At 67.9% G+C, this 24,480-nt stretch carries 26 protein-coding genes and 1 pseudogene; 19 read left to right on the top strand and 8 right to left on the bottom strand.

Going from position 1 to position 24,480, the window contains the following annotated elements:
• A pseudogene (locus GRX66_RS05525) lies at positions 1 to 895 on the top strand (hypothetical protein); the annotation flags it as partial.
• A 115-nt stretch (positions 896 to 1,010) separates the two neighbouring features.
• Here the strand turns inward: GRX66_RS05525 and GRX66_RS05530 are convergent.
• On the bottom strand, positions 1,011 to 1,406 hold the full coding sequence (locus GRX66_RS05530) for a MaoC family dehydratase (protein ID WP_159525646.1): 396 nt from the start codon (positions 1,404 to 1,406) through the stop codon (positions 1,011 to 1,013).
• Between the two features lie 88 nt (positions 1,407 to 1,494).
• Here GRX66_RS05530 and GRX66_RS05535 point away from each other — a divergent pair, with 88 nt between their 5' ends.
• From GRX66_RS05535 to GRX66_RS05575, 9 genes are all read left to right on the top strand, one after another.
• Entirely contained in the window at positions 1,495 to 2,292 is a 798-nt protein-coding gene (locus tag GRX66_RS05535; protein ID WP_159525647.1) for an alpha/beta fold hydrolase, read from the top strand.
• Positions 2,285 to 3,856: an AMP-binding protein gene (locus tag GRX66_RS05540; protein ID WP_159525648.1), complete on the top strand. Its 1,572-nt coding sequence runs from the start codon at positions 2,285 to 2,287 to the stop codon at positions 3,854 to 3,856. The genes GRX66_RS05535 and GRX66_RS05540 overlap by 8 nt, the downstream gene beginning before the upstream one ends.
• 63 nt (positions 3,857 to 3,919) lie before the next feature.
• Positions 3,920 to 4,615, top strand: coding sequence for a helix-turn-helix domain-containing protein (locus GRX66_RS05545; protein ID WP_159525649.1), 696 nt, complete (start codon positions 3,920 to 3,922; stop codon positions 4,613 to 4,615).
• Between the two features lie 110 nt (positions 4,616 to 4,725).
• Positions 4,726 to 6,075 carry an ABC transporter substrate-binding protein gene (locus GRX66_RS05550; protein ID WP_159525650.1) on the top strand — a complete coding sequence of 450 codons (1,350 nt, stop codon included), beginning with the start codon at positions 4,726 to 4,728 and terminating at the stop codon, positions 6,073 to 6,075.
• Positions 6,076 to 6,846, top strand: coding sequence for an ABC transporter ATP-binding protein (locus GRX66_RS05555; protein ID WP_159525651.1), 771 nt, complete (start codon positions 6,076 to 6,078; stop codon positions 6,844 to 6,846). It abuts the gene before it with no gap.
• Positions 6,847 to 6,880: 34 nt separating this feature from the next.
• The gene (locus GRX66_RS05560; RefSeq protein WP_325063973.1) at positions 6,881 to 7,576 is read left to right on the top strand and encodes an ABC transporter ATP-binding protein; all 696 of its coding nucleotides are present in this window, start codon (positions 6,881 to 6,883) and stop codon (positions 7,574 to 7,576) included.
• Positions 7,573 to 8,532, top strand: a complete 960-nt coding sequence (locus GRX66_RS05565; RefSeq protein WP_159525652.1) for a branched-chain amino acid ABC transporter permease — start codon at positions 7,573 to 7,575, stop codon at positions 8,530 to 8,532. Before GRX66_RS05560 ends, GRX66_RS05565 begins: the two co-directional genes overlap by 4 nt.
• Positions 8,522 to 9,817, top strand: a complete 1,296-nt coding sequence (locus tag GRX66_RS05570; protein ID WP_394351509.1) for a branched-chain amino acid ABC transporter permease — start codon at positions 8,522 to 8,524, stop codon at positions 9,815 to 9,817. The genes GRX66_RS05565 and GRX66_RS05570 overlap by 11 nt, the downstream gene beginning before the upstream one ends.
• On the top strand, positions 9,814 to 10,827 hold the full coding sequence (locus tag GRX66_RS05575; RefSeq protein ID WP_159525653.1) for a 3-oxoacyl-ACP synthase: 1,014 nt from the start codon (positions 9,814 to 9,816) through the stop codon (positions 10,825 to 10,827). The genes GRX66_RS05570 and GRX66_RS05575 overlap by 4 nt, the downstream gene beginning before the upstream one ends.
• Before the next feature lie 35 nt (positions 10,828 to 10,862).
• Here the strand turns inward: GRX66_RS05575 and GRX66_RS05580 are convergent, their stop codons facing one another.
• The 7 genes from GRX66_RS05580 to GRX66_RS05605 form a co-directional block, all read right to left on the bottom strand.
• Positions 10,863 to 11,156: a hypothetical protein gene (locus GRX66_RS05580; protein WP_159525654.1), complete on the bottom strand. Its 294-nt coding sequence runs from the start codon at positions 11,154 to 11,156 to the stop codon at positions 10,863 to 10,865.
• 104 nt (positions 11,157 to 11,260) lie between these two features.
• A complete protein-coding gene (locus GRX66_RS05585; RefSeq protein ID WP_159525655.1) occupies positions 11,261 to 11,461 on the bottom strand; it encodes a helix-turn-helix transcriptional regulator in 201 nt (66 codons plus the stop codon).
• Positions 11,458 to 11,874, bottom strand: coding sequence for a DUF2178 domain-containing protein (locus GRX66_RS05590; RefSeq protein WP_159525656.1), 417 nt, complete (start codon positions 11,872 to 11,874; stop codon positions 11,458 to 11,460). Before GRX66_RS05590 ends, GRX66_RS05585 begins: the two co-directional genes overlap by 4 nt.
• 99 nt (positions 11,875 to 11,973) lie before the next feature.
• Entirely contained in the window at positions 11,974 to 12,399 is a 426-nt protein-coding gene (locus GRX66_RS05595) for a hypothetical protein (protein ID WP_325063974.1), read from the bottom strand.
• A 120-nt stretch (positions 12,400 to 12,519) separates the two neighbouring features.
• The gene (locus GRX66_RS20255) at positions 12,520 to 12,645 is read right to left on the bottom strand and encodes a hypothetical protein (RefSeq protein WP_267903059.1); all 126 of its coding nucleotides are present in this window, start codon (positions 12,643 to 12,645) and stop codon (positions 12,520 to 12,522) included.
• A 186-nt stretch (positions 12,646 to 12,831) separates the two neighbouring features.
• A complete protein-coding gene (locus tag GRX66_RS05600; RefSeq protein WP_159525657.1) occupies positions 12,832 to 13,347 on the bottom strand; it encodes a hypothetical protein in 516 nt (171 codons plus the stop codon).
• The gene (locus GRX66_RS05605; protein WP_394351510.1) at positions 13,347 to 13,964 is read right to left on the bottom strand and encodes a DUF7344 domain-containing protein; all 618 of its coding nucleotides are present in this window, start codon (positions 13,962 to 13,964) and stop codon (positions 13,347 to 13,349) included. Before GRX66_RS05605 ends, GRX66_RS05600 begins: the two co-directional genes overlap by 1 nt.
• Before the next feature lie 378 nt (positions 13,965 to 14,342).
• Between GRX66_RS05605 and GRX66_RS05610 the strand changes: the two genes are divergently transcribed.
• From GRX66_RS05610 to GRX66_RS05650, 9 genes are all read left to right on the top strand, one after another.
• Entirely contained in the window at positions 14,343 to 15,017 is a 675-nt protein-coding gene (locus GRX66_RS05610) for a hypothetical protein (protein ID WP_159525659.1), read from the top strand.
• Positions 15,018 to 15,122: 105 nt separating this feature from the next.
• Positions 15,123 to 15,707, top strand: coding sequence for a hypothetical protein (locus GRX66_RS05615; protein WP_159525660.1), 585 nt, complete (start codon positions 15,123 to 15,125; stop codon positions 15,705 to 15,707).
• Between the two features lie 106 nt (positions 15,708 to 15,813).
• A complete protein-coding gene (locus tag GRX66_RS05620) occupies positions 15,814 to 16,389 on the top strand; it encodes a hypothetical protein (protein WP_159525661.1) in 576 nt (191 codons plus the stop codon).
• A 127-nt stretch (positions 16,390 to 16,516) separates the two neighbouring features.
• Entirely contained in the window at positions 16,517 to 17,968 is a 1,452-nt protein-coding gene (locus GRX66_RS05625; protein ID WP_159525662.1) for a DUF1102 domain-containing protein, read from the top strand.
• Positions 17,969 to 18,021: 53 nt separating this feature from the next.
• Complete coding sequence (locus GRX66_RS05630) at positions 18,022 to 18,927, top strand: hypothetical protein (RefSeq protein WP_159525663.1); 906 nt, start codon at positions 18,022 to 18,024, stop codon at positions 18,925 to 18,927.
• Positions 18,928 to 19,160: 233 nt separating this feature from the next.
• Positions 19,161 to 20,327, top strand: coding sequence for a signal peptidase I (locus GRX66_RS05635; protein ID WP_159525664.1), 1,167 nt, complete (start codon positions 19,161 to 19,163; stop codon positions 20,325 to 20,327).
• A gap of 94 nt (positions 20,328 to 20,421) precedes the next feature.
• A complete protein-coding gene (locus GRX66_RS05640; protein ID WP_159525665.1) occupies positions 20,422 to 21,612 on the top strand; it encodes a DUF5305 domain-containing protein in 1,191 nt (396 codons plus the stop codon).
• 134 nt (positions 21,613 to 21,746) lie between these two features.
• A complete protein-coding gene (gene acs / locus GRX66_RS05645; protein ID WP_159525666.1) occupies positions 21,747 to 23,711 on the top strand; it encodes an acetate--CoA ligase in 1,965 nt (654 codons plus the stop codon).
• 165 nt (positions 23,712 to 23,876) lie between these two features.
• Positions 23,877 to 24,480: tyrosine-type recombinase/integrase (locus tag GRX66_RS05650; RefSeq protein WP_159525667.1), on the top strand; the 604-nt coding region annotated here is incomplete at its 3' end.

Raw genomic sequence — 24,480 nt, forward strand, 5'->3', positions numbered from 1 at the left:
GGGGGCCGCGGAGCGCGCGGACTACTGGGAGCGCGGGGAGGCGTGGCGGACGGCCGTCCTGCCGGCCGCCGAGCAGTCCGTGCCGGCGTTCGCCTACGTGCTCGCAAACGCTCTCTACTGGTCTGGCGACGTCGGACGCACGCACTCGCGCGCCGACGAACTCTGCTACGAGGGCGCGGAGGCGGCCGCGGCGACCATCGACCTGGATTGGGTGGTCGGTCACGCGACCTACGAGCGGCATCGGGCGGCCGCCCACCGTCACCGGAGCGCACGGAACCACGGGCTCGCGGTCCGCAACTTCGAGGCGGCGCGCGAGACGGCGGGGGCGTACTCGTTCCTCGACGCCTGGGAACCGACGTACAGCAGCGCCGTCGTGCGCTCGAATCGTCTGTCCGCCGCCCGCGACCACGAGGCCGCGGTCGCCGTGTTGGACGACGCGCTCGACGAACTCCGGGACATGGACGTTCCGGACGACCGGTTCGCGGAGATGCGCGACCACCTCGTCGGCCAGCGCCACGAACGCAGCGCGAAACGAGCGAGCGCCGAGGACGACAGACTCGCGCACCTGGAGGCCGCGCTCGACCACTACGAGTCGCTGGGCTTCGACCGGTCTGTCGACCGCGTCGCGGGGAAACTGGAGCGCGATGCCGGTGATTCGGACCACTCCACGGATTCCGGCGACCTGGGTGCGGGCCTCGGCCCGAAACCGCTCCTCCGCGTCGGCCGCGATGCGGGCCCGAGTCTCGCGGACATCCCGGACCTCCACGACTTCCTCACGGAACCCGACCCGACGGCCGTCGGCAGCGCAGACCCGGGAGTTTTGCCCGACGAGCACGACGACGCGTTCGGCGAACCCGGTGGCCGCGAGCGGGATTCCCACTCGGACTATCGCTGAGGAGTTGCTCGGTTGGACTCTCGGTCACCCGTAGCCGCCGACCGGCGACCCGTCGCGGGAGGTTCGCGCCTGTTGAGGTCCGATCAGTCTGTCCGGAACGGTCCTCCGTGGCTAATCAGGGCTCGTGCGGGACGGACAGGACGACGGCTTCGCCCGTCACGACCGTCTCGTCGGTCTCGGCAGTCGTGTCGAGGCGGAGGCGGTCGCCGCCGAGGTCCTCGACGACCTCGACGGTGGCTGTGACGGTGTCACCTGGGTAGACCGGGTTCTCGAAGGTGAGGTCCTGGGAGAGGTAGATGATGTCCCCGGGGAGGTCGGCGGCCGCGGCGCTGATGGGGCCGGCCGACAGCATCCCGTGCGCGATGCGGCCGCCGAACATCGTCTCGCTGGCGTACTCGGGGTCCTCGTGGATGGGGTTGTGGTCGCCGGTGAGGTCGGCGAACGCCTCGATTGTCTGTTCGGTGACGGTGATGGACGCCTCGGCGGTGTCGCCGACGGACGCGACTGGCATACGTGTGCGTCGGAGACCTGTCCCCGAAATTCCCACGGTTAACATGTGAAACGGGGGGTTGAAGACGGAGTCCGTGCATCCAGCCAGTATGGAGACGGTTTCCCGCGACGGCGTCCAATTGGCCTACGAGCGAGCCGGGCAACGGGACGCAGAGACGGTCGTTCTCGTGGAAGGACTGGGGTACGGCCGCTGGATGTGGAACTGGCAGCGCGACGCGCTCGTCGACGACTACGACGTCGTCGTCCCGGACAACCGCGGGACCGGCGACTCGGACGCCCCAGAGGGGCCGTACACCATCGCGGAGATGGCGGCCGACCTCGACGCGGTTCTCGAGGACGCGGGCGTCGACGAGGCGCACGTCGTCGGCGCGAGCATGGGCGGCATGATCGCCCAGGAGTACGCTCTGGAGTTCGACCGCGCGCGCTCGCTGATATTGTTCTGTTCGTCGCCGGGCGGCGACGTCGCCGAGTCGATGCCGCCGGAGACCCGGAAGTGGATGTTCGACGTGCCCGAGGACCTCGACGAACGCGAGCAGATCCGGTACAAGATGACGCCCGCGATGACCGACGAATTCGCCGACAGCGACGTCATCGAGGACGTCATCGACTGGCGCCTCGAGTCGGACGCGCCGGCGCGCGCTCGCCAGGCGCAGGCGGCAGCAGTCACCGAGTTCGACGCCAGCGACCGCCTCGAAGCCGTCGACGTTCCTGCGCTCGTCATGCACGGCACCGACGACCGCGTGCTCCCCGTCGAGAACGCGCGCCGCCTCCACGAACGCCTGCCGGACAGCCGCCTGGAACTCGTGGCGGGCGGCCCGCACCTGTTCTTCATCGAGGACAGCGACTACGTGAACGACCACCTCCTGACGTTCCTCCGCGATGTCTGAGGTCGGCGACTGGGTCGGCGACTGGAGCGCTCGTCGCGCGACGCTCTCCCCCGAGGAACCCGCGCTCACGGACGCGACGACCGGCGAAACGTGGACGTACGCGGAACTCGACGCGCGCGCGAACCGGACCGCGCGACTCCTCGGCGAGTACGGCGTCGCCGACGGCGAGCGCGTCGCCGTCGTCTCCCGGAACCGTCCGGAACTGGTGGACCTCGTGTTCGCCTGCGGGAAGACGGGCGGCGTGTTCGCGCCGCTGTCTCATCGCCTCGCGCCGCCCGAACTCGCGGAACTGCTCGGGACGGTCGCGCCGGGGCTGGTCGTCGTCGAGGAGCCGTTTGCGGACGACGTCGCGGCCGCCCTCGACGGCATCGACGTCGAGGTGCTCGTGCTTCCCACTGCGGGCGACCACGAGCAACCGGCGTTCGGGGACGAGCTCCCCGACGACGACTCGCCAGTGGAGACGCACGCTCGCTCGCCGGACGACCCGTTCATGTTCCTGCACACCGGGGGGTCGACCGGCACGCCCAAGGAGACGATTCTCACGCACGGGTCGGTCGTCTGGAACGCGACGAACACCGTGACTGCGTGGGGGCTACGGCCGGAGGACTCGACGCCGATGGTGTTCCCGATGTTCCACACGGGCGGCTGGAACGTGCTGACGATGCCGTTGTTCCACGTCGGCGGGCACGTCGTCACCGCGCGCGACTTCGACCCGGGCCAGGTGCTGGACCTGATCGGTGAGTACGACGCGAACGTCCTGGTCGCGGTGCCAGCAGTCCTGCGGATGATGACCGAGCACGCGGACTGGCCGGACGCCGACCTCTCCTCGCTGCGGTTCGCGAAGAGCGGCGGCGGGCCGTGCCGGCAGGCCGTCATGGAGGCGTGGTGGGACCGCGGCGTCGACCTCTCGCAGGGTTACGGGCTCACGGAGTGCGGGCCGAACAACTTCTCGATGCCCGACAACTGGTCCCACGAGAAAGCCGACAGCGTCGGCGTCCCCGCGATGCACGTCGACGCCCGGATCGTCGACGACCGCGGCGAGCGCGTCGACCGGGGCGAAGTCGGCGAACTCGAACTCCGCGGGCCGCACGCCGCGGCGGGGTACTGGCGCGCGCCGTCGGAGTCGGCCGAGACGTTCGACACGGAACCCGTCGAGGACCCGACCGTCGACGGCGTCTCGCCGGGGTGGGTGTCGACGGGTGACCTCGCGCGAACGGACGCGGACGGCTACTACTACATCGAGGGCCGCAAGAAGAACATGTTCGTCAGCGGCGGCGAGAACGTCTACCCGCCGGAAGTTGAGGACGCCGTCGCCGACCACCCGAAGGTCGACGAAGTCGTCGTCATCGGCGTCTCCGACGACACGTGGGGGACGGTGGGGAAAGCCGTCGTGGAGGGCGACGAGTCGCTGACTCTCGACGAACTCGACTCGTTCCTCGAGGACCGCCTCGCGGGATTCAAGCACCCGCGGGCGCTGGCGTTCGTCGACGAGATGCCGACCAGCGGCCCGTCGAAAATCGACAGGGACGCCGTCCGCGATGCGTTCGGCGGCGCTGCGAACTGACCCGGCCGCCCGCAGGGCAAACGTTTTGTCCGTCCTTCCACTGGGTCGGGTAGGTAGTGAACGATGATTAACGTGAGCATGGAGATGGAGCAGTACGACTGCCCGTTCGTCCATGCCAGCGATAGCCACGACGTCGCGTTCTCGTCGGTCCACTGCGACGCGGGCGCCGGGCGGACGGAGGTCCGGATGGTCGCGGAAGCCGACGACCGGGGCGCGCTCGAATCCGGGCTGTCGACGGTCCGGGGCCACGACGGCGTCGAGGACTACGAACTGTTCTCGAAGGTGGACAACGTCGCGAAGTTCAGGACCGTCGTCGGTCCCACCGCGGCGATGCACGTCGTGCAGTCCCACGACGGCTACATCACGGGTCCGTTCTACGCGGAAGCGGGCACCGAAACGTGGCACGTGGGGTTCGACGAGAGCGAGGACGTCGACGGCGCGCTCGCCGCGCTGGAGCACGACCACGAGTTCGACGTCGTCGGCCGCGACGACACCGACGACGCGGAACTCCACCAGCTCGTGCAGAACGCGGGCGCGGCGATGACCCTCATCGAGGGCTGCAAGGACCTCTCGGACGTCGAACGGGAGACGCTGGAAGCCGCAGTCAGCGACGGCTACTACGAGAATCCGCGGGACGCGACGCTCGGGACGCTCGCGGACCGATTCGACGTCTCGAAGCCGGCGGTGTCCAAGAACCTGCGGCGCGGCGAACAGAAGATGATCCAGCGGGTCATCGACGCGATCGACGACATGGAGTGACGGCCGAGGCATCCCGAGGCGGGCACGGCGACCCGGCTTCGCGGCGTCTCGGCGGTCGTTCACATGTTAACCCGGTCGTACTTGCAGGAAGCGTAACAGAGTAGTGTGATATGCCGGAGTTTGGCACGTCACGACGAAACGTATTGAAGACGGTCGGCGCGGCGGGCATCGCCGGGCTCGCCGGATGTGCTGGCCTCGCCGGTTCAGACAATCCAGATACCATGAAAATCGGAGTGATGCAGCCGTTGTCGGGGAACATCGCGTACTACGGACAGCAGTCCCTGTGGGGCTTCCTCTCGGGGCTGGCGTACAAGGGTGACACCGACCCGATCGAGGACCCCGAGACGGGGACCGAGGAGATCGAAGTCGGCGACACGACCTACGAACTCGTCATCCGGGACTCGAAGTTCCAGGCCGACGAGGCCCAGTCCATCGCGACGGACCTCGTCACACAGGAGGAGGTCGACATGCTGTTCGGGTGTGCGTCCTCGGGTGCCGCGCGCCGCGTCATCAACACGGTGCTCGGCGAGACGGACGTCCCGTACATGGCGGGGCCGGCCGCGTCAGCGGGCATCACACAGAACAGCGAGCTGTGCAGCGACCAGGTGTTCCGCGCGAGCGAGAACACGGCGATGGACGCGCGCAGCGGCGGGAAGTACGTCGCCGAGCAGACCGACGTCAGCAAAGTCTACCTGTTCGGTGCGGACTACTCGTTCGGCCGCGCGGTCGTGAACAATTACGAGCGCGTGCTCCAGAACGCGGGCGTGGAGATTGTGGGCAAGCGGTTCGTCGAGCAGCGCCACAGCGAGTGGCAGGGCCTCCTCCAGCAGGCCGAAGACGCGGGCGCGGAGGGCGTCGTCGGCGGGTTCACCGTCGCGACGCTGCCCGCGATGTTCTCGCAGTTCCTGCAGGGCGACTACTCGTATCGCCTGTTCGGCGGGTTCGCGACCGAGATCTCGAACGCCGCGCTCGGCCAGACGCTCGTGAAGGAGCTCGGCGAACCGCTCACCGAGGAGAAACTCGAGGGCGTGAAGGCCGGCCCGTTCACGACGCGGTACCACTGGAACCAGTACGACAACGACATCAACACCGACTTCGTCGACATGTACTCGTCGGCGTACGGGAAGGTGCCGGACCTGTTCAGCGGCGGGACGTTCACGGCCGCGTCGGCCATCGTCCAGGCGGTGCGCGCGAACAGCTCCACTGACGCGGGCGACATCACGGACGCCCTGAAGGGGATGACCGTCTCGGACACGCCGAAGGGCGAGGACGCCTACACGTTCCAGGAGTACAACAATCAGGCGCAGTCGGAGATGACCGTCGCGAACGTCACGCCGACCACCGACGAGTGGTCGGACACGTGGGGCGCGGCCATCATGCCGAGCGACCCGCTCTCGCGCGTGCCCGGCGACGAAGCGACGATTCCGGCAGACAGCGACCAGATGGACTGCGACCTGTAGATGTTACGCACGCAGGGATTGACTCGCCGGTTCGGGGGGTTGGTCGCCGTCGACCACGTGGACTTCGAACTCGGCGCGGACGAACTGTGTTCGCTGATCGGCCCGAACGGCGCCGGCAAGACCACGTTCTTCAACCTCCTCACCGGCGTCCTCGACCCCAGCGAGGGGGCCGTGGAACTCAACACCGACGGGTCCTGGGCGGACATCACGGGCGCGGACCCGGCGGAGACGGCGCGCCGCGGCGTCCACCGCTCGTACCAGATCACGAACATCTTCCCGCAGAGCACGGTCCTCGAGAACGTCCGCGTCGCGGTGCAGGCCGACGGCGCGACCGGCCGACATCTCCACCGGAACGTCCACTCGTACGACGCGCACTTCGAGCGCGCGCACGAGATTCTGGACCGCGTCGACCTCGCAGACGAGGCCGACACCACTGCGGCGAACCTCAGCCACGGGGCCGCTCGCCAGCTCGAGGTCGGCGTGGCGCTGGCCGGCGACCCGGACGTCCTGCTGCTGGACGAACCGAACGCGGGCGTCTCCTCGGAGAGCGTCGGCCGAATCGTCGACCTCATCGAGGACGTCGCCACCGACCACGCCGTCCTGCTCGTCGAACACAACATGGACATCGTGATGAACGTCAGCGACCGCGTCGTCGTCCTCGACCGCGGATCCGTCATCGCGGACGGCCCGCCAGAGGACGTGCGCAACGACGAAGCCGTCCGCCAGGCGTACCTCGGCGGCTACGAACGAAACGTGGAGGAGACAGCATGAGTCTGCGGTCGGACCGAACCACGGAGGGGACTCCGTGAGCCTGCTCGAAGTCGAGGACGTCCACGCGTACTACGGCGAGAGCCACGTCCTCGAGGGCGTCACGCTGGACGTCGAGCGCGGCGAGGTCGTCGCGCTCGTCGGCCGCAACGGCGTCGGGAAGACGACGACCCTGCGGTCGATTCTGCAGTTGACGCCGCCCCGGGACGGCGACGTCCGGTACGACGGGGAGAGCCTCGTCGGGCACGAAACCCACGAGGTCGCCGACCGCGGCGTCGGGTGGATTCCCGAGGACCGGCGCGTGTTCGCCCACCTCACGGTCGCGGAGAACATCCGACTCGCGGTTCCGGCCGACGACGACGTCGAGGACGCCCTGGAGCGCGCGTACGAGGCGTTCCCGGACCTCGGTGAGATCGGCGGCCGCGACGCGGGCACGCTCTCCGGCGGCCAGCAGCAGATGCTCGCTATCGCGCGCGGCCTCGTCGGCGACAACGACCTCCTGCTCGTGGACGAACCCAGCGAAGGGCTCGCGCCGCTCATCGTCGAGGACGTCACCGAAGCGCTCGCGGACCTCGCCGAAGACACGACCATGCTAGTCGTCGAACAGAACCTGCCGCTCGCGCTCGACATCGCGGACCGGTTCTACGTCCTCGACCACGGCACGGTCGTCGACGAGGGGTCCACGGAGGGCGTTTCGACCGACGACGAACGATTCGAGAGGTTGTCAGCATGAGCGCCGCAGGCACCGTCGTCGACGTGCTCGTCTCCGGTCTCGCGAAGGCGTCGCTGTACGCGATGATGGCGTTGGGCCTCACCCTCATCTTCGGGTTGCTCGGCGTCCTCAACTTCGCGCACGGGTCGCTGACGATGCTCGGCGCGTACGCCGCCGGCCTCCTGATGGTGACGTTCGCGGGATCCGGCTTCGGCGCGCTCGTCTGGTTCCTCGTCGCGGGCCTGACCGCCGGCGTGCTGGTCGGCGGCCTCGGCGCCGCGATGGAGGTCGCGCTCATCCGGAAACTGTACGACCGGCCGCCCATCTACCAGATTCTGCTGACGTTCGGCATCACGCTCGTCATCGACGAACTCGCGCGCATCGTCGTCCTGTTCTACGGGATGCAGCCCCAGACCGACTGGCAGGCCGCGCTCGGCACGAAGCCGTCGTTCATCGCCGACACGTTCGCAGTCCTCGGCGGTACCGTCAGCCACCTCGAACTGTTCGAGATCCTGTGGGGCGTCCTCACGGTCGTCGCCGTCTGGGCGTTCCTGAACCGGACGCGCTACGGGCTCGTGGTGCGCGCGGGCAGCGAGGACGACGAGATGGCGGCCGCGCTCGGCATCGACGTGCGGCGCGTGTTCACTGTCGTGTTCGCGCTCGGCGCCGGCCTCGCCGGGTTCGCCGGCGCGCTCCTCATGTGGGATCCCGCGTGGGCCGCGAGCGTCCCGCTCGCGTCAGAGACACTGCTGCCGGCGTTCGTCGTCGTCATCGTCGGCGGCCTCGGGTCGTTCCGTGGGACGGTCGTCGCCGCAGTCATCGTCGGCATGGTCGACGCGCTGATGACGTACCTCTTCGACCACGCCATCATCACGTTCTCGGGACTCCCGGAACTCACGGTGTTCCTGATCCTGGTGGGCGTGCTGGTCGTGCGTCCGCAGGGCATCTTCGGCCTCGCGGAGGTGGGTGGCCATTAGCACCGACGCAGTCGACGCCCAGCAGGGCGTCGACACGACCGAGCGCTGGATCCGCCAGTACGCACACGACCACGTCGCACACCTGCTCGTCGTGGCGTTCCTCGGCGCGTACCCGCTCGTGTACTCGGTGCTGACGGCCATCGGCGCCGGCGGCGTGTTCGAGGCGTTCCTCCCGAAGATCGAGACGATGACCGCCGTCTTCTACTTCGGGCTGTTCGCGATGAGCTTCGACTTCATCTCCGGGTACACCGGCTACCTCTCGTTCGGGCACGCGGTGTTCTACGGCGCGGGCGGCTACTTTGTCATCCTCGTCGCGAACGGGAAGGTGCCGCTGTTGCCCCCGGAGACGCCGTTCATGGTGAGCGTGCTCCTCGCGGGCGTGCTCGCCGCGCTGGTCGCGCTGGCCATCGGTTCGGTGTCGTTCCGGCTTTCCGGCGTCTACTTCGCGATGATCACGCTCGGATTCGCGCAGGTGGCGTACGTCTTCATGCGGGACTGGGAGTTCCTCGGCTCCAACCCCCGCGACGGCGTCGCCGTGAGCAACGAACTCCACCCGAACGCCTTCGAAATCGGAATCCCCGGCGTCGACGCGCTGAACCTCGCCGTCGGCCCGCTGCGCGGGGACGCCGTCGAGTGGTTGTTCCTCGACCTCGGCGCCACCGAGGTGTCGTACTACATGATCGGGCTGGTCGTCCTGGTGTGTTACCTCGCGATGCAGCGGATGGTGCACTCGCCGTTCGGCCGCGTGCTGGTCGCCATCCGGGAGAACGAGGAGCGCGCCCGGGCGGTCGGCTACGACACCTACCGGTACAAGATGGCGGCGTTCGCGGTGAGCGGGTTCTTCGCCGGCGTCGCCGGCGGCCTGTTCGCGGCGTTCAGGCGGTCGGTCTCCCCGGACAATTCGCTGTACTTCCTCGTCACCGGTGACGCCCTGCTCGCCTCGATTATCGGCGGCTTCGGGACGCTCGCCGGGCCGCTGTACGGACGCCTGTTCGACCGCGGCGTCCGCGAGTTCCTCTCGAAGACGGGCGGTGGCGGCGGCCTCCTGCCGTTGCTGCGCGAGTACGTGCCGCCGAGCGTCCTCGACACGGGCATCGTCAACGGGATGACCGTCGGCCAGAGCATCGAGACGTTCCTGAACGGGCACGCGAGCCTCTACCTCGGCATCGTCTTCGTGGTGTTCGTCCTGTACGTTCCGGGCGGCCTGCTCGGGTCCCTGCGGGACCGCCTCGGCGGTCCCGTGGCGAAACGACTTCCGGCCTACCTCCGCAATCTCCGCAAATGACAGTCTGTCTCACCGGCCTCGGCGTCTACGCGCCCGACCGCGTCGTCACCGGCGCGGACGTCGCCGCGGAGAGCGGCGTTCCCGAAGACGTCCTCACGGAGAAGATGGGCGTCCGCGAGAAACGCGTCTGCCCGCCGGATGACGACCACGCTACTGATATGTGCGTGGAGGCGGCTCGCGACGCGCTCGCGGACGCCGACGTCGACCCCGGCGACCTGGACCTCGTGCTCTATCACGGTAGCGAGTACAAGGACTACGTCGTCTGGTCGGCCGCCGCGAACGTCGCCGATCGCGTCGGCGCCGAGAACGCGTTCGCTACGGAGAGCTACACGCTGTGCGCGGGCGCGCCGATCGCGCTCCGTCAGGTGCGCGCCCAGATACAGACGGGCGACGTCGACGCGGCGCTGCTCGTCGCCGCCAGCCGCGAGGAGGACCTCGTCGACTACGGCGACGCGGACGCGTCGTTCATGTTCAACTTCGGGAGCGGCGCCTCCGCGTTCGTGCTCGAGCGCGACGCCGGCGACCGCACGCGCGCGGTCGTCCACGAGAGCGCCGCGGTCACTGACGGCAGTTTCTCCGAGGACGTCGTGATGCCCGCGGGCGGGTCGAAGAACCCGCCGAACGAGCAGACGGTCCGCGACGGCCTGCACACGCTCACCGTGACCAGCGTCGACATGAAAGAGCGGATGGGCGAGGTGAGTGGGCCGAACTTCCTGTCAGTTGCGGACGACGCCCTGGAGCGCTCCGGGTTCGCGCGCGACGACCTCGACTTCGCCGCCATCACGCACATGAAGCGGTCGTTCCACGAGTGGCTCACGGGCGAACTCGGCCTCGGCGAGGACGGCCACTACTACCTCGACGAGTACGGGCACGTCCAGAGCGTCGACCAGGCGCTCGCGCTCCGGGAAGCCCTCGAGGCCGGCGACGTGACCGACGGCGACGTCGTCCTGTTCCTGGCTGCGGGGACGGGCTACACGTGGTCGGCGACGGCGTTGGAGTGGCGGGCCTGACGCGGCGCGCTCGCGGCCGCTCCCGACCGCAGTTTTCAGACGCGACAGGACGGGCCGCCGTAGCGCTGCCTGTACTCGTAGGCGACGCCGAGCAAGCCGTACACGAGGACGAGGAGGACGAGCGGTTCGGTGAGGGTGTCTGGCAGCGGCGTCGCAGACAGCGACAGCCACGCGGCGAGGTCGTCGGCGAGCAGTGCCGAGACGGCGCCGATGAACACGCCGGCCCACCCTGACACGCCGTATCCCCACCTGCTGATCGTGCAGTCGATGCGACGTAGTTTGCTCAGCAATCCGGTGCGTGCGTCGGAGGTGTTGTCTGCTGACGTCATAGCGGGTGTAAAGCTCGCTTTACAGTAAAGCGTCCTTTACACTACCACTTAGTTTTACCGGCGCCCGACGCCCGGACAGACGCTAGTCATCCCTGAGCGAGGCGCTACTCGTCCATTTCCGGGTCGAAGAGGTCCTCGACCCGGCAGTCGAAGTGCTTCGCGAGTTGGAACGCCAACTCCAGCGAGGGGTCGTAGCGTTCCCGTTCGATGGCGTTGATTGTCTGGCGGGTGACGCCCACGGCGGCCGCGAGGTCCGCCTGACTCAACCCCTCGGCCTCCCGGCAGGTCCGGACGTCGTTTTTCATCGCTGACAGCGCAGCCAGTAGCAGGTCACGCCGAACACGCCCATCGTCGCGGCGTAGCCCAGCAGTGCGCCCTCGAAGACCACCGGTGGCTCGAACCCGGACGTGGACTCCAACGCGGTGAACACTGACATCGCAACGACCATGACGACGCCGACGACCACGAGCGACACGAAGCTCGCGCGCCGCTCGATGGCCTTGTCCCGTTCGTCGTACAGTTCCACGTTCGACCCCCGCCACACGGCGAGAAACGAGAGGATGCCGGCCCAGTAGACGGCGAGGCCGATGAGGTCGTAGCCGAGTTCGACTCCACCGACGAACCCGAAGCTCCCCGCGAGGACGCTCGCGTACATCAGGCGCCGGTAGCGCCGTCGCTTCCTGAGTCGACCCGACCCTGACGTTGCGGTTCCTGACATGGTTGGCGGCCACGCCCGTAAAGGACGCTTTACACCAACGTCGGTGCGGTTCGACACTTAGTTCTACCGACCGCTCGCGGCACGCGCGGTGCGTCGTCGTCACCCGTACTCCTGGACGGGCGTGTCGGCGCCAGCAGTCGAGTGGGCGAGTTGCGCCGCGTCGACGGCGGTGACGCCGAAGCCATCCGCGAGGACGGCGCTCGCGGCCTCGACGCCGGGTTCGGTCGCGTCAGTATCGGCGCGTCGACCCTCTGCCGACTCCGCGACGTCGACAGCGACCGTGACGGTCGCCTCGATCTGGAGGTCGTTGAGCCGGGGCTGGAGGTTCGTGACGTCGACTGCGTCGACCGCGTCGACGGCGTCGATGCCGCTCAGGAGACGCTCGGCGCCGCATTCGAGGTCACCAGCGGCGTCGCGAGGGACGTTCATCGTGAGGTCAGCGACGAGGCGGACCTGTTGGCAGACTGTGGCCATAGACTCCCGCCGAGAGTCGAACTCGGTGCCGGCGAGGACGCCGGCGTCCACGGGCCGTCCGTCGGGAGCGGACACAGCCCGCGCTCACCCATGGAACCACGAGAAGAACACGCAGCACCGTCGGCGTGGGCCGACAGCGAACCGCGTCCCCCTCGGGGTTCCGTCACCGCTTCACGCGGCGAGGATGGACGCGGACTGCGCGTTCGGGCGATATCCGGCGACCACGAACCCCACACGAGAGAGCAGAGACGCGCCGCTACTGGAGCGGGCGTCCGTCGCGTGGAGTGTGGTGGTCATCGGTGTGTCACCCGGTTGCGGGCTCGGCCGGTCCGAGCCGCGAGTCGATTCGTACAATTTGCCCCTGTACAATAAGTTTTGTTGATGTGTGCGAATCCCTCCCAGCTTCGCTACGGGCGGACGCAGCGCTGGAAGGCTGTCGGGCTGGGATGGTGGCGGAGAAGCGATTGGCGGTGTTCTCGTCCCCTACTCGGTCGGGACAGGAAGGTAGCCTGTGGTCGTGGTCTGCGAGGCGGCATTCGAACCCTCACTCGGGCCGCCGGACGCGTCCGAGTTCTCGGTGCCGCACGGTTCGACGGCCACGGTTACCGCCGCGTCGAGGCCCCCGGAGACCACGACGGTGACTTCGTCAGACCCGAAGGCGTCGTCGTACGTGACACTGCTCCCTGGGGCGACGGTGTCTCCGGGTTCCATTCCGGTGTCGGTCGGGTGAGCGTCCTCGCTCCACGCGATCGATTGGACCGTGAACGAGTCCGCGTGGTGATTTGTGACTGTCACTTGCACGGGGTCAGCGCCGTTCCCCTGGTCGGTAGCCTGCCCGCGTTCGCACACAGATACGTTTACGGTCGCGTCCTCGGCCTCCACGACGTTCACCTGGACGCCGCGGTCCACGCTCGCGGTGCTGTACCCGAGGGTGCTCGTGGCGAGCATCGCGACCGCCACGAGCGCGAGCATCACGCTGACCGTCCTCCGAATTGTCATTACGAATCGAGTCCCGGTGGGTCCTCGGTCTCCCCGATGCGTTGTCCCCGCGCGTAATAGGTGTGCGCGACCGCAGAGACCGCGAACATCGCGACGACGGCGACCCCCCAGGCGGCGTCGGGGAACAGCGAGAACGGCCACGCGTTGACCCAGACGGCCGCCATCAGCGACGCCGCGACGCCCGAGAGCCCGAGGTAGTAGACACTCCACGGAATCTCGTGCCCGCGCACCACGTCCATGTACACCTCGACGTCCTCGAGTGCCGGCGTCGCCTCGACCGTACCGCGGTTTTTGTCGAACTCCACAACTCCCGCGTCGTCCATCATTGGGAGGTGGGACTGCTGGAGCGCAGTGTACACTCGCTTGCGCTCGTCGTACGAGACCTGCTCGACGTCCACGTCGTACTCCCAGGCGGCGACCTGCTCGGCGACGTCGCCGAGTTCGACGGGACCGTGTTCGCGCTCGAGCGCGTGCACGGCGTACCGTCGGCGCCGATTCGAGAGGACGTCGAACAGCTCGTCCTGCGACGGCGGGTCTACGTCATCCCCCGTACGCAAACCTGCATCCGTCGCATCGGACGGCTCCCCCTGCCCCCGCTGCTGTTTCACGGATGACACCACGTGTCGTATACTCTCCTTACAGGGCATAAGTGTTGGCGATAGTTAAGGTGAAAATGGCTCCTCCGGAAATCCGTGTAAGTGACGTTCTCGAGCGGTAGAGGAGCTTTAGAACCAAATTACCGAATATAATTCCTGGTTTAATGACTGATACGAAATACGTTTCTCGACGCTTCAGGGTCGGCCTGACAGTGATTTAGGAGGCGGTTGTCAGAGTGCGGCACCAGGCCAGGGTTAGTCTGACCCTGGTCGGACGAATGGCAGACCCAGGCTGAACGCTCTCAGCCGTATCAATACTACGTCCGCACCCTTCCAGTCGCCAAGTGAGCGTTCCCCCGGCGCGGCCCCGGGGGAGCGCACAACGAGGTAACTAGACCAATGCAACGTCGCAAGTTCATCGCTGGTGTGGGATCGCTCGCTGCCGCGGGGGCAGCAGGAATCGGGACGGGTGCGTTCAGCAGTATGTCCGCGAGTCGGGACGCAGACGTCGACGTCGTCACCGACTCGAACGGTCTCATCGCCCTCAACGCTGGAGCCGGCGCGGATGGGCGTGTTTCAGAAGTCGATGGAGAGCTCGGAATCGATTTCACCAGTAGCGAAGGCGGCCAGGGAGTGAACGTCGACTCTCGGTATCAGGTCGGCGTGTTCGACGACAAGTCCTGGGCTGTCCCGGACGGAGCGCTCGAGGTCGCTTCGTCCGGCACTGCGGCCCTCGAGATCGTGAACCAGGATTCGGCCAACCACACCGTCGACATCGGCTACGAGTGTGACGCCAACGACATCGGGAACGCGACCATCTACTTCCAGTTCTGGCACGACCACGACACGGGCATCACCCATCACACGATCGGCGGCCGCTCGGGCAACCGGAAAATCACCGGAACCGACACCGAAGCGTACCTCAGCGACGAGGGCCAGGAGATCCCGAAGAGTGGGGACCCGTTCGCCCCGGGGGACACTATCGGCGGGGTCGTTCTGGTCGACACTCGAGACGTCTCGATGGCGCCGAGCGACCTCGACCTGTCGGGGACGCTCACCGTCCTCGCGGAGTAACCAAAATTACGGGACCAACCCATGCAACGACGAAAATTCATCGCAGGTGTCGGGTCGCTCGCTGCCGCGGGGGCAGCAGGAATCGGGACGGGTGCGTTCAGCAGTATGTCCGCGAGCCGAGCTGCGGACGTCGACGTCGTCACCGACTCGGACGGGCTCGTTGCGCTGGAGCCCGGCGACGTTGCTGGCGACCGCGTCTACCACACCGGTACTCAGGGAGCGCTGAAAATCGACTTCACGAGTTCGGAAGGCGGCCAGGGGGTCAACGTCGGGTCACGCTACCAGATCGGGTACTTCGGACAGTACAACTGGATGCCACCGCAGGACAAACTCCCGACACCGGAGTACCCGGGTGATCCCCACCACCTCCCGGCGTTCTCTGTGATCAATCAGGATTCCACGGCGCACGTCGTGCGGATCCAGTACGAGTTCGACGGCGATCCAGGTGACTCGGAGGTGTTCATGATGGGGGCGTCGAGGAGCGCCGAAACCGTGGATTCCGCGTCGAACATCCCCACCCAATCGACCTGGCTGCCCGGTGAGATCGCGTTCAAGGACCACGGAGGCGGCCAACCGGGTGACATTCGCCTGGAACCCGGTGGGCGAATTGGAGTGTCTCTGTTCATCGACACTCGCGACGGCTCAGTCGACGACGACCTTTCGGGGACACTCACTGTGTCGGCCGAGTAGCAAATTCGGAGAACAACCAATCATGCGACGCCGAAAGTTCATCGCTGGGATCGGATCGCTCGCTGCTGCGGGAGCAGTCGCAACAGGGACGGGTGCGTTCAGTCAGATGAGCGCGAGCCGAGCTGCGAACGTCGACGTCGTGAACGACACGAACGGCCTGGTTGCGCTCGAGCCGGGTCCGAACATCGAGAGTGACGTCGTCCGTGAGTCGAACGGCGAACTCGTGATCGACTTCACTGCGGATGGCAACGCCGACGGCGTGAACGTCAATTCGCGGTACCAGGTGGGCGTCTTCGACAGTTCGAACACCTGGAGTATGCCGGGCACCAGCCTCAACGATACGCCCGCACTCGATTGGCAAGACGGCATGGGCGACGATTACGCGTTCGCTATCAGGAATCAGGACATGGCCGAACACGGAATCCGTATCGCGTACGAGGCTGCGGACACTGACAACTTCAACGGGGCGTACATCTACTTCCAGTTCGAGCCGACGGGCGCGAACTCACAGTACCTGCGGATTCGCATCGACGAATCCAACGGGAACAACGTCGAAGCGTCCAGTGACACGATTCCGGCCGGAACAGCCTACCGGTGCTCGTTCCTGGTCGATACGCGTGCGGTGGACGCCGACGTCGATGACACGGACCTGTCCGGGCAGATACGGATCTCCACGTTCTGACTCCCGATTAAATCTCTTCAGGCATCACAATACTACAACTGTGAAGAAATAACGCCAACCTGGCCCGCCGGTGTACGTCGACGGTATCGACTGTGCCGGCCGGGGCGACCAACAGGAGGTGACCCCCGTGACAAACCGAGCACGCGTCCTCACGTTCGCCGTTGCCCTCGTGGTGACAGTGACGCTCGTGTTTCCGTCAGGAGCAACGCCCCTGTTCGAACGGCAGACTGATTCGGTGGGCTCGTCCGTCGAACTCGCGCCGAGCAGCGACTACGCGTCCCTCGACGAGGGCGAACTCGTCGTCGAGGTCTCGGCGTCGAACCCGAAACTGGCGGCCGCGGGCCTCAATCCCAACTCGGTCACCACCTTCGACGACGTGTTCCGCGTGCAGTACACTGGCTCGGAGTATGCCGACGTCTGGCTGTCCCACGGTGCTGACTCGGTGACGTTTTCCGTCGACGGCGAGCCCGTGGAGTCCGAAGCGAACAACGTGAGTCTCGCGCCTAACGAGTCCGTAGCGGTCGGGATGGTCGTGGACACGCGGGGAGAGACGCCTGGCGGCCTCATCGACGACATCACGGTTCACGCGACCGTCGCGGACGCCCCGGGCGTTCGGGCGAGCGACGCACCGGAGATCGAGTTCGACGGGCCGATTGTGCAGTCGCGGGCACCGACCGAGGATTCCCGGCGGTTCGCCGTTCTCGGCGCGAGCACCGGGAGCGTGTACACGTTCGACGCGAACGGACTCGTCCTCGACCGGGCTGCTGGCGCGACCCTGGAACTCGAAACGGTCGTCGTGGGGAACGACGACGGGTCGCTGTCGTTCGGCATCGACGCGGTCGAGGGGGCGTCTTCGCGGACGCTCGTCAGGGACGCGGGCCCGGACCCGCTAGGGGTAGCGCGCGTGGACGTCGGAATCGGGCGAGTCTCGAACGCGACGCTGCGATTCAGCGCCGCGGACGAATACCTCGCGGCCCGCGACACGTCCGTCGAGACGCTCGCTGTCTACCGGAACGACGACGGCGCCCTCTCTGCGCTCGACGTCTCGGTGACCGAGCGGCGTGACGGCCGAGCGTACTTCGAAGCTGACGCGCCCGGATTCTCGTCGTTCGTGGTCGCGGCCGACCGCGCCCGACTCGCTGTCGCGCAGGCCGCGCTCGGTCAGACGACTGTGCAGCCCGGTGACCCCGTCGCAGTGACTGCGACAGTCGCGAACGACGGCACGATCAGTGGCGAACGTCGGATTGCCGTGACAGTCGACGGCACCGTCGCCGCCGAGCGGACGGTCGCGGTCGACGCGGGTGAAACCGCGAGCGTGACTGTCCCAGTTGCGCGCAACGACACCGGCGAATACGACGTCGCGGTCGACGGCGTCGACGCGGGGTCGTTCGTCGTCGAACCATCCGACGGGTCGGCCGGCTCCCGGAACGGTCAGTCCGGCTCGTCGGACGTATCGACGCCCGAAAGCGTCGCCGAGGAACCGGCGGGCTTCGGACTCGATGAGCTGGTCGGGCTCGTGACGCTGCTCGGCCTGATCGCAGCCACGCTGTTCCTCGCGCGGCGGGCGCCCTGGCGCTAATGTGCGACGACTCCGGAGATACGCTTTTGACAGACCGACTACCAGTCGTTGGCATGGACGGTTCAGCTGCACAGCGTTCGTTCACGGCAGTGCTGCGGGACGCGGTTCGCGTCCGGGACTGCCTGGCGCTGGCAGCCGTTCCAGTACTCGTCGCTGCGGTGTTCCTGTTGCCGATGGAGACTCGTCGAGCGCTCGCGTTCGCCTACCACGACCCCACCGCGGGTTCCGCGTACGCGGCGCACTTCGTGCACTTCAGGGTGGAACACCTGGCGGCGAACGTCCTCGCGTACGTCCTGCTCGCGGGATTCGGGTACGTGCTCGCGGCACTCGCGGGGTACCGGCGGCTCTTCGCCGCGACTGCGGTGACGTTCCTGATTGCGTTCCCGCCGGTCCTGTCCGCGCTGAACCTCACCGTGCCGCGTCGCGCCATCGGCTACGGGCTCTCCGGCGTGAACATGGCGTTCGCCGGCCTGCTCGGCGTCGTCGTGGTGGCGTACGCGAGCCAGCGCGTGGACCACAGGATTCGGGTCCGTCACGCCCCCGGCGTCTTCTTCGGGGCGCTCGCGATCACCGCCGTCGTCGCGCTTCCGTCGAACACGGTGTCGCTGGCAGTTGCGGCGGCGGGCGTCGTCGTCGCGTCGGCGTACTTCGTTTCGGCGGCGCTGGCGTGGCGGACGCAATCGCGTCGTACCCCGAACAGCGGGTCCGCTTTCCTCCCCGACGTATCCAGTGGGTGGTTCGACGGCGGCCTCCTCGGGTCGGTGCTGTTCTTCGGGTATCCGTTCGTGGGGTTCCCCGCTCGAGGGGCCGTCGGCGGGACCCAGGTGAACCTCTACGTGCACCTGCTCGGGTTCTGCCTCGGGTTCATCGTACCGTACGTTGCTGTCTCGATGGGGCTGTTCGACGCGGACGCCGGCGTCGCTGATTCCGGGAGGGGAGCGGGCGATTCGATGCGATAAAACAGCTCCCGTCGCCTCGACTGCCCGGACAGTCCGGACGGTCGGATGGCTCGGACGGCTCGGCTGGGCTGGATGGCCCGGATGGCTCGGATGGCACGGACGACTCGGCTGGACTGGATGGCCCGGATGGCTCGGATGGCACGGACGACTCGGCTGGACTGGATGGCCCGGATGGCCGATGCGACCGACGGTGGACTTTTGCCCGCTTGCTACGTCAAAGTAACCGAACCGACATGTCACTACGGCGCGCGGTCACGGTGGGCGTCGAGGCCCTGGTGGTCGTAGCCGTGGTCGCGTTGCTCGTCGGTCAGGTACTCGGCACGCCAGTACTGCTCGGGTACGTCGAAACCGGGAGCATGGAACCCACGATGAACCCCGGGGACGGGTTCGTCGCGGTGCCGTCAGCGCTCGCCGGCGGCGTCCAGGAGGGCGACGTCGTGGTGTTCCGCGCGGAGGAAATCCAGGGCGGCGGCCTGACCACGCATCGCGTCGTGGACGTCACCGACCGCGGGTACGTCACGCGCGGCGACGCCAACCCGTTCACTGACCAGGACGGCGGAGAACCGCCAGTGAAGGACGCGCAGGTCGTCGCGAAAGCGCTCCAGGTCGGGGGGACAGTCGTCGTCATTCCCAACGTCGGCACCGTCGTGACTGGCCTCCAGGAGGCGTTCGAGACCGTGCAGCGGCAGCTCGCGGTGCTGACTGGGAACAGCGTCTTCCTCGGCGCGCAGGGGCTGGCGTACCTCCTCCTCGCGTTGTCGGCGCTCCTGTACGTGTTCGACTTGCTGTACTCGGGCCGCGGCCCGCAACGCGACAATTCGCGCGACCGGCGACGCGACCACGGCGTTTCGCCAGCCGTCATCGTCGCCGTGCTGGCGGCGATACTGGTGATTGCTGCGACCGCCGCGATGACCGTCCCTGCCGGCAGCGAGGAGTTCGGCGTCGTCAGCGCGGAGTTCTCCGCCGAGAGCCCCACCGTCATCGAGACCGGTGAGACCTCGACCCTGCCGTATCGCGTGCCGAACGCGGGACTGGTCCCGCTCTACGCGTACGTCGAACCGGCGAGCGAGGGCGTCCGAGTCTCGCCGGAACGGGTGCGCGTCGGCGGCCGGGACTCGGCGACGGTGGACGTCACCCTGACTGCACCCGACGAGACGGGCTACTATCGGCGGTTCGTCACGGAACACCGCTACCTCGCGGTGCTGCCTCACTCGGTCATCGAGACGCTGTACGGCACCCACCCCTGGCTGCCGATTCTCGCCATCGACGCGGTACTGGCGGGTGGCGTCGCGCTGTTGGGGGTCGTTCTCCTCGGCGAGCGTCGGGTCCGGGTTCGCTCTCGCGAGTCCCGACACAGTCGCTCGCTGTGGCACCGCCTGGTTCGGTACCTGACACGCTGAGTGAACCGGGATTCTTTCCGACGCCGGCCCGCAACGCGCCGGCTTTGGTTTTCTGACCGACAGTTCTATGCTACGCCGCGACACACGCAGCCGCATGGGCAGGGGGACCGGCTGGGTACGTGTTCGCGCTATCGCGTCGTCGTGGTTTCCCGTTCTCGTGGTGGCGTTGCTGGCCGCAGCCGCCGTCGGAGGCTGGGCGACGATGACCGCGCACGCGACCCCCGGAACGTCCGAACAGCAGTCCGAGCAAGCGCACTGGACTGTCACTGGCGAGTTCGACCACTCCGCGACCGTGACCCGGGAGAACCCCGTCTTCGACCGGGGGACCGTGCTGTCCGACAGACAGACGTACTACCTCACCGTCGCCCCGGTACTGGACGGCGAGTTCACCGCCGAATACGCGAGCGTGGAGGCAACCGACGCCGACCTCAGCGTCGACGCTGAACTGGTCGTGCAGGAAGTCGGCGAGGACGTCGTCTACTGGACCGAACGCAGGCAGCTCGCGACGACCGACACCACCGTTGCCTCGGGCGAGCAACGCACGGTCTCGTTCGCGGTAAACGTCAGCGACGTCGCCGACCGCCGCTCGGAGATCCGAGACGGACTCGGCCAGACGCCGGGCGACCTCGAGACGTTCGTCGCGATGGCCGTCACGGCGGAGGGGACTGCGGACGGCGGCCCCGCGGAACTGTCGTTCACGCAGCGCCTGCCGCTCTCGATCGACGGCGACACCTACTCCGTCGGGTCGCCGGGCCGGACCAGCGAGACGCTGACCACGACCGAGACGGTCCAGGTGGAGCGCAGCTACGGACCACTGTGGTCGGTCGGCGGTCCGGTGCTCTTCCTGGTCGCGGGTGGTGGCCTGGTGGCGCTCGCATTCGGTCGTCGACGGGGCCTGCTCGAACTCAGTGCCGACGAGCGCAGCCGCCTGACCTTCCAGCAGGACCGCGCGACCTTCGACGAGTGGATCGTCGCAGTCCGACTGCCGGACGCGGTCCACGACCTCCCGCGTGCGGACGCCGAGTCGCTCGCCGACCTCGTGGACTTCGCCATCGACACGAACGCCGGCGTCGTCGAGGATCCCGACACCGGGACGTTCTACGCCGTCGGCGATGAGGTGCTCGTCGCATTCGAACCGCCGGAGTTCGACGACGAGCCGAGCGGCCAACGGCGTCCGGCGGACGTTTCGGAGGGCGCCGGCGAGACGGAGCAGACCGCAGACAGCGATGCCGTCGAACCGCCAGCGGACGACAAGGCGGACGTTCCGGGGGCGGACCGGGACTGACGCTCCGCTACTGCTGGATGTGACGAGGCTCCGCCGCCGCTTCAAACCCCGACGCGACTACCGGCCCGAACCCGGCCGTTTCCCGGCGGTTCCGAGGGCGAACGTTTATTCGCGGGCGGCCGTACGTCGAGGTGATGGACGGGGAAGACGAGTCGCGGACCCAGCCTCGAGTCGGCGGCGGCGAACGCGTCGAGCCGCCGGCGTCGTTCGTCGAGCAAGCGAACGTCAGCGACCCGGGCGTCCGCGACGCATTCGCCGAGGACTGGCCGGACTGCTGGAGGGTCGCCGCCGACTTGCTGGACTGGACGACGGAGTACGACGCCGTGCTCGGCGGCGACGCGCCGCCGTTCCGGTGGTTCGACGGCGGCGAACTGAACGCGTCGTACAACTGCGTCGACCGCCACCTCGCAGACCGGAAGAACCAGGTCGCGATCACGTGGGAGGGACGGCTCGGCGAATCGCGGACGTATTCGTACCTGGACCTCTACCGGGAGGTCAACGAGTTCGCGGCGGCGCTGCGCGAGCTGGGCGTCGAGGAGGACGACGTCGTCACGCTCTACATGCCCGTCGTCCCGGAGTTGCCGGTGGCGATGCTGGCGTGTGCGCGCATCGGCGCGCCCCACTCCGTGGTGTTCGCGGGGTTCTCCGCGGACGCGCTGGCGACCCGCATGGAGTCGGCGGACTCGGAGTTCCTGGTCACCTGCGACGGCTACTACCGCCGCGGCGCGCCGGTCCAGTTGAAGAACAAGGCTGACAACGCGGCAATCTCGCTGGACGGCGGCGTCGAGGCAACGGTGGTCGTCGACCGCCTCGGCGACGACACGCCGTTGACCGACGACGAGTACGACTACGAGGGGCTGGTCACCGACCACCGCGGGGAGACCGTCGACCCGGTGCCCCGAGCCGCCACCGACCAGCTGTTCCTCATCCACACGTCCGGCACGACCGGGGTACCCACGCCAGTCCGACACACGACCGGCGGCTATCTCGCACACGCGGCGTGGACGAGCCACGCAGTCCTCGACGTCAAGCCGGCGGACACGCACTGGTGTTCGGCGGACATCGGCTGGATCACCGGCCACTCGTACACGGTGTACGGACCGCTGGCGCTGGGCGCCACGACGATGCTCTACGAGGGCACGCCCGACCACCCGGAGAAAGACCGCGTCTGGGAGCTCATCGAGCGCAACGCCGTCGACACGTTCTACACCGCGCCGACGGCGATTCGCGCGTTCATGAAGTGGGGCGAATCGCACCCGGACGCGCACGACCTGTCGTCGCTGCGCCTGCTTGGGACCGTCGGCGAGCCGATCAATCCCCGCGCGTGGAAGTGGTACCACGAGCACATCGGCGGCGGTGACTGTCCCGTCGTCGACACCTGGTGGCAGACGGAGACGGGTGGCATGATGGTCACCACGCTCCCCGGCGTCGATGACATGAAGCCGGGGTCGGCGGGGCCGCCGCTCCCCGGCATCGACGCGCGCGTCGTGGACACCGACGGCGACCCGGTCGAACCGGGCGAGTCGGGGTTCCTCGTGGTCACCGACCCCTGGCCGGGGATGCCGCTGTCGATGGTCGAGGACGACGACTGGTTCGGAGCCCGCGACCCGGCGCGGCCGGACCTCTCCGACTACGACTGGGCGTACTTCACGGAGGACGGCGCCACCGTCGACGAGGACGGCTACGTGACCCTGCTCGGACGCGTCGACGACGTGATCAACGTCTCGGGTCACCGGTTCGCAACGATGGAGATCGAGGCCGCCATCGCGGACGTCGAAGGCGTCGCGGAGGCCGCCGTTGTCAGCGGCCCGCACGACCTCAAAGGCCAGTCCGTGTACGCGTACGCGAGCGCCGTCGAGAGCGCCGACGAGGACGCGCTCCGCGACCGCATCGACGCCGCCGTCGAGGACGCTATCGGCCCCATCGCCGTCCCCGACGTCGTCGTTTTCACGCCGGAGCTCCCGAAGACGCGCTCCGGGAAGGTGATGCGCCGCTTCCTCGAAGCCGTCGCCCACGACGACGACCTCGGGGACACCAGCGCGCTCCGTAACCCGGAAGTCGTCGGCGAACTCGAATCCGCGCTCGCTGACCGCGACTGACGCAATCCGGTGCTCTCCTGCCTCGTCGCGACCGTCCAGCAGCCTACAGGTTGGCACTCTGTCACGACGGCCCGTCCGGCAGCGAACGCCTGGCTCTCCGGCACGACGAACCGTCTGCGGGTACTGCGAAACCTTCTTGTTTCGTGTTTTCGTTGGCTAGCGAAAATGGGCTCGGAGCGGTCCTCCCAGTCGGACCTGTCGTCGGCGGCGTACAGCCGGCTCCGTCGAGCGACGGAGACCCACCGCGAGGAACTCGTCGTTCGGCTCGCCGGCGAAGTCGGCCTCCGGCCGGCCGAGATTACGCGCATCAGGCCCCAGCACGTCACGACGCACGAGGACGATCGCATCGAACACTACTTCCTCCGCGTGCCCGACGGTGACGGCGACACCGACCGATTCGCGTACCTGCCGGCGGACGTCGAGCACGACCTCCGGCAGTACGCGCGCACTGCCGGCGTCGCGGACGACCAGCGACTGGTGTCAGTGACGCCCCGGCGCGTCCAGATGCTCGTCGCGGAGGTGGGCGAGCGAGCGAGCGCGCGAACCGGGGACGAACGGCTTCGAGACGTGTCCTCCCGGACGCTCCGCCGGTATTTCGCTCTTCGATTGCTCGACGAAGAAGGCGTGGACGCGCGTACGGTGAAGACGGTCGGGGGGTGGGAGCGGCTGTCCAGCCTCGACCCGTTCGTCGACGACGCAGGGCGGAGTGCGGTCGCAGCGGCGTTCGCCGACACGTCGCTCGCAACGAAGCGTCCGGACGGCGACGCGG

Source organism: Halobacterium bonnevillei (assembly GCF_009831555.1).
Lineage (GTDB): Archaea > Halobacteriota > Halobacteria > Halobacteriales > Halobacteriaceae > Halobacterium > Halobacterium bonnevillei.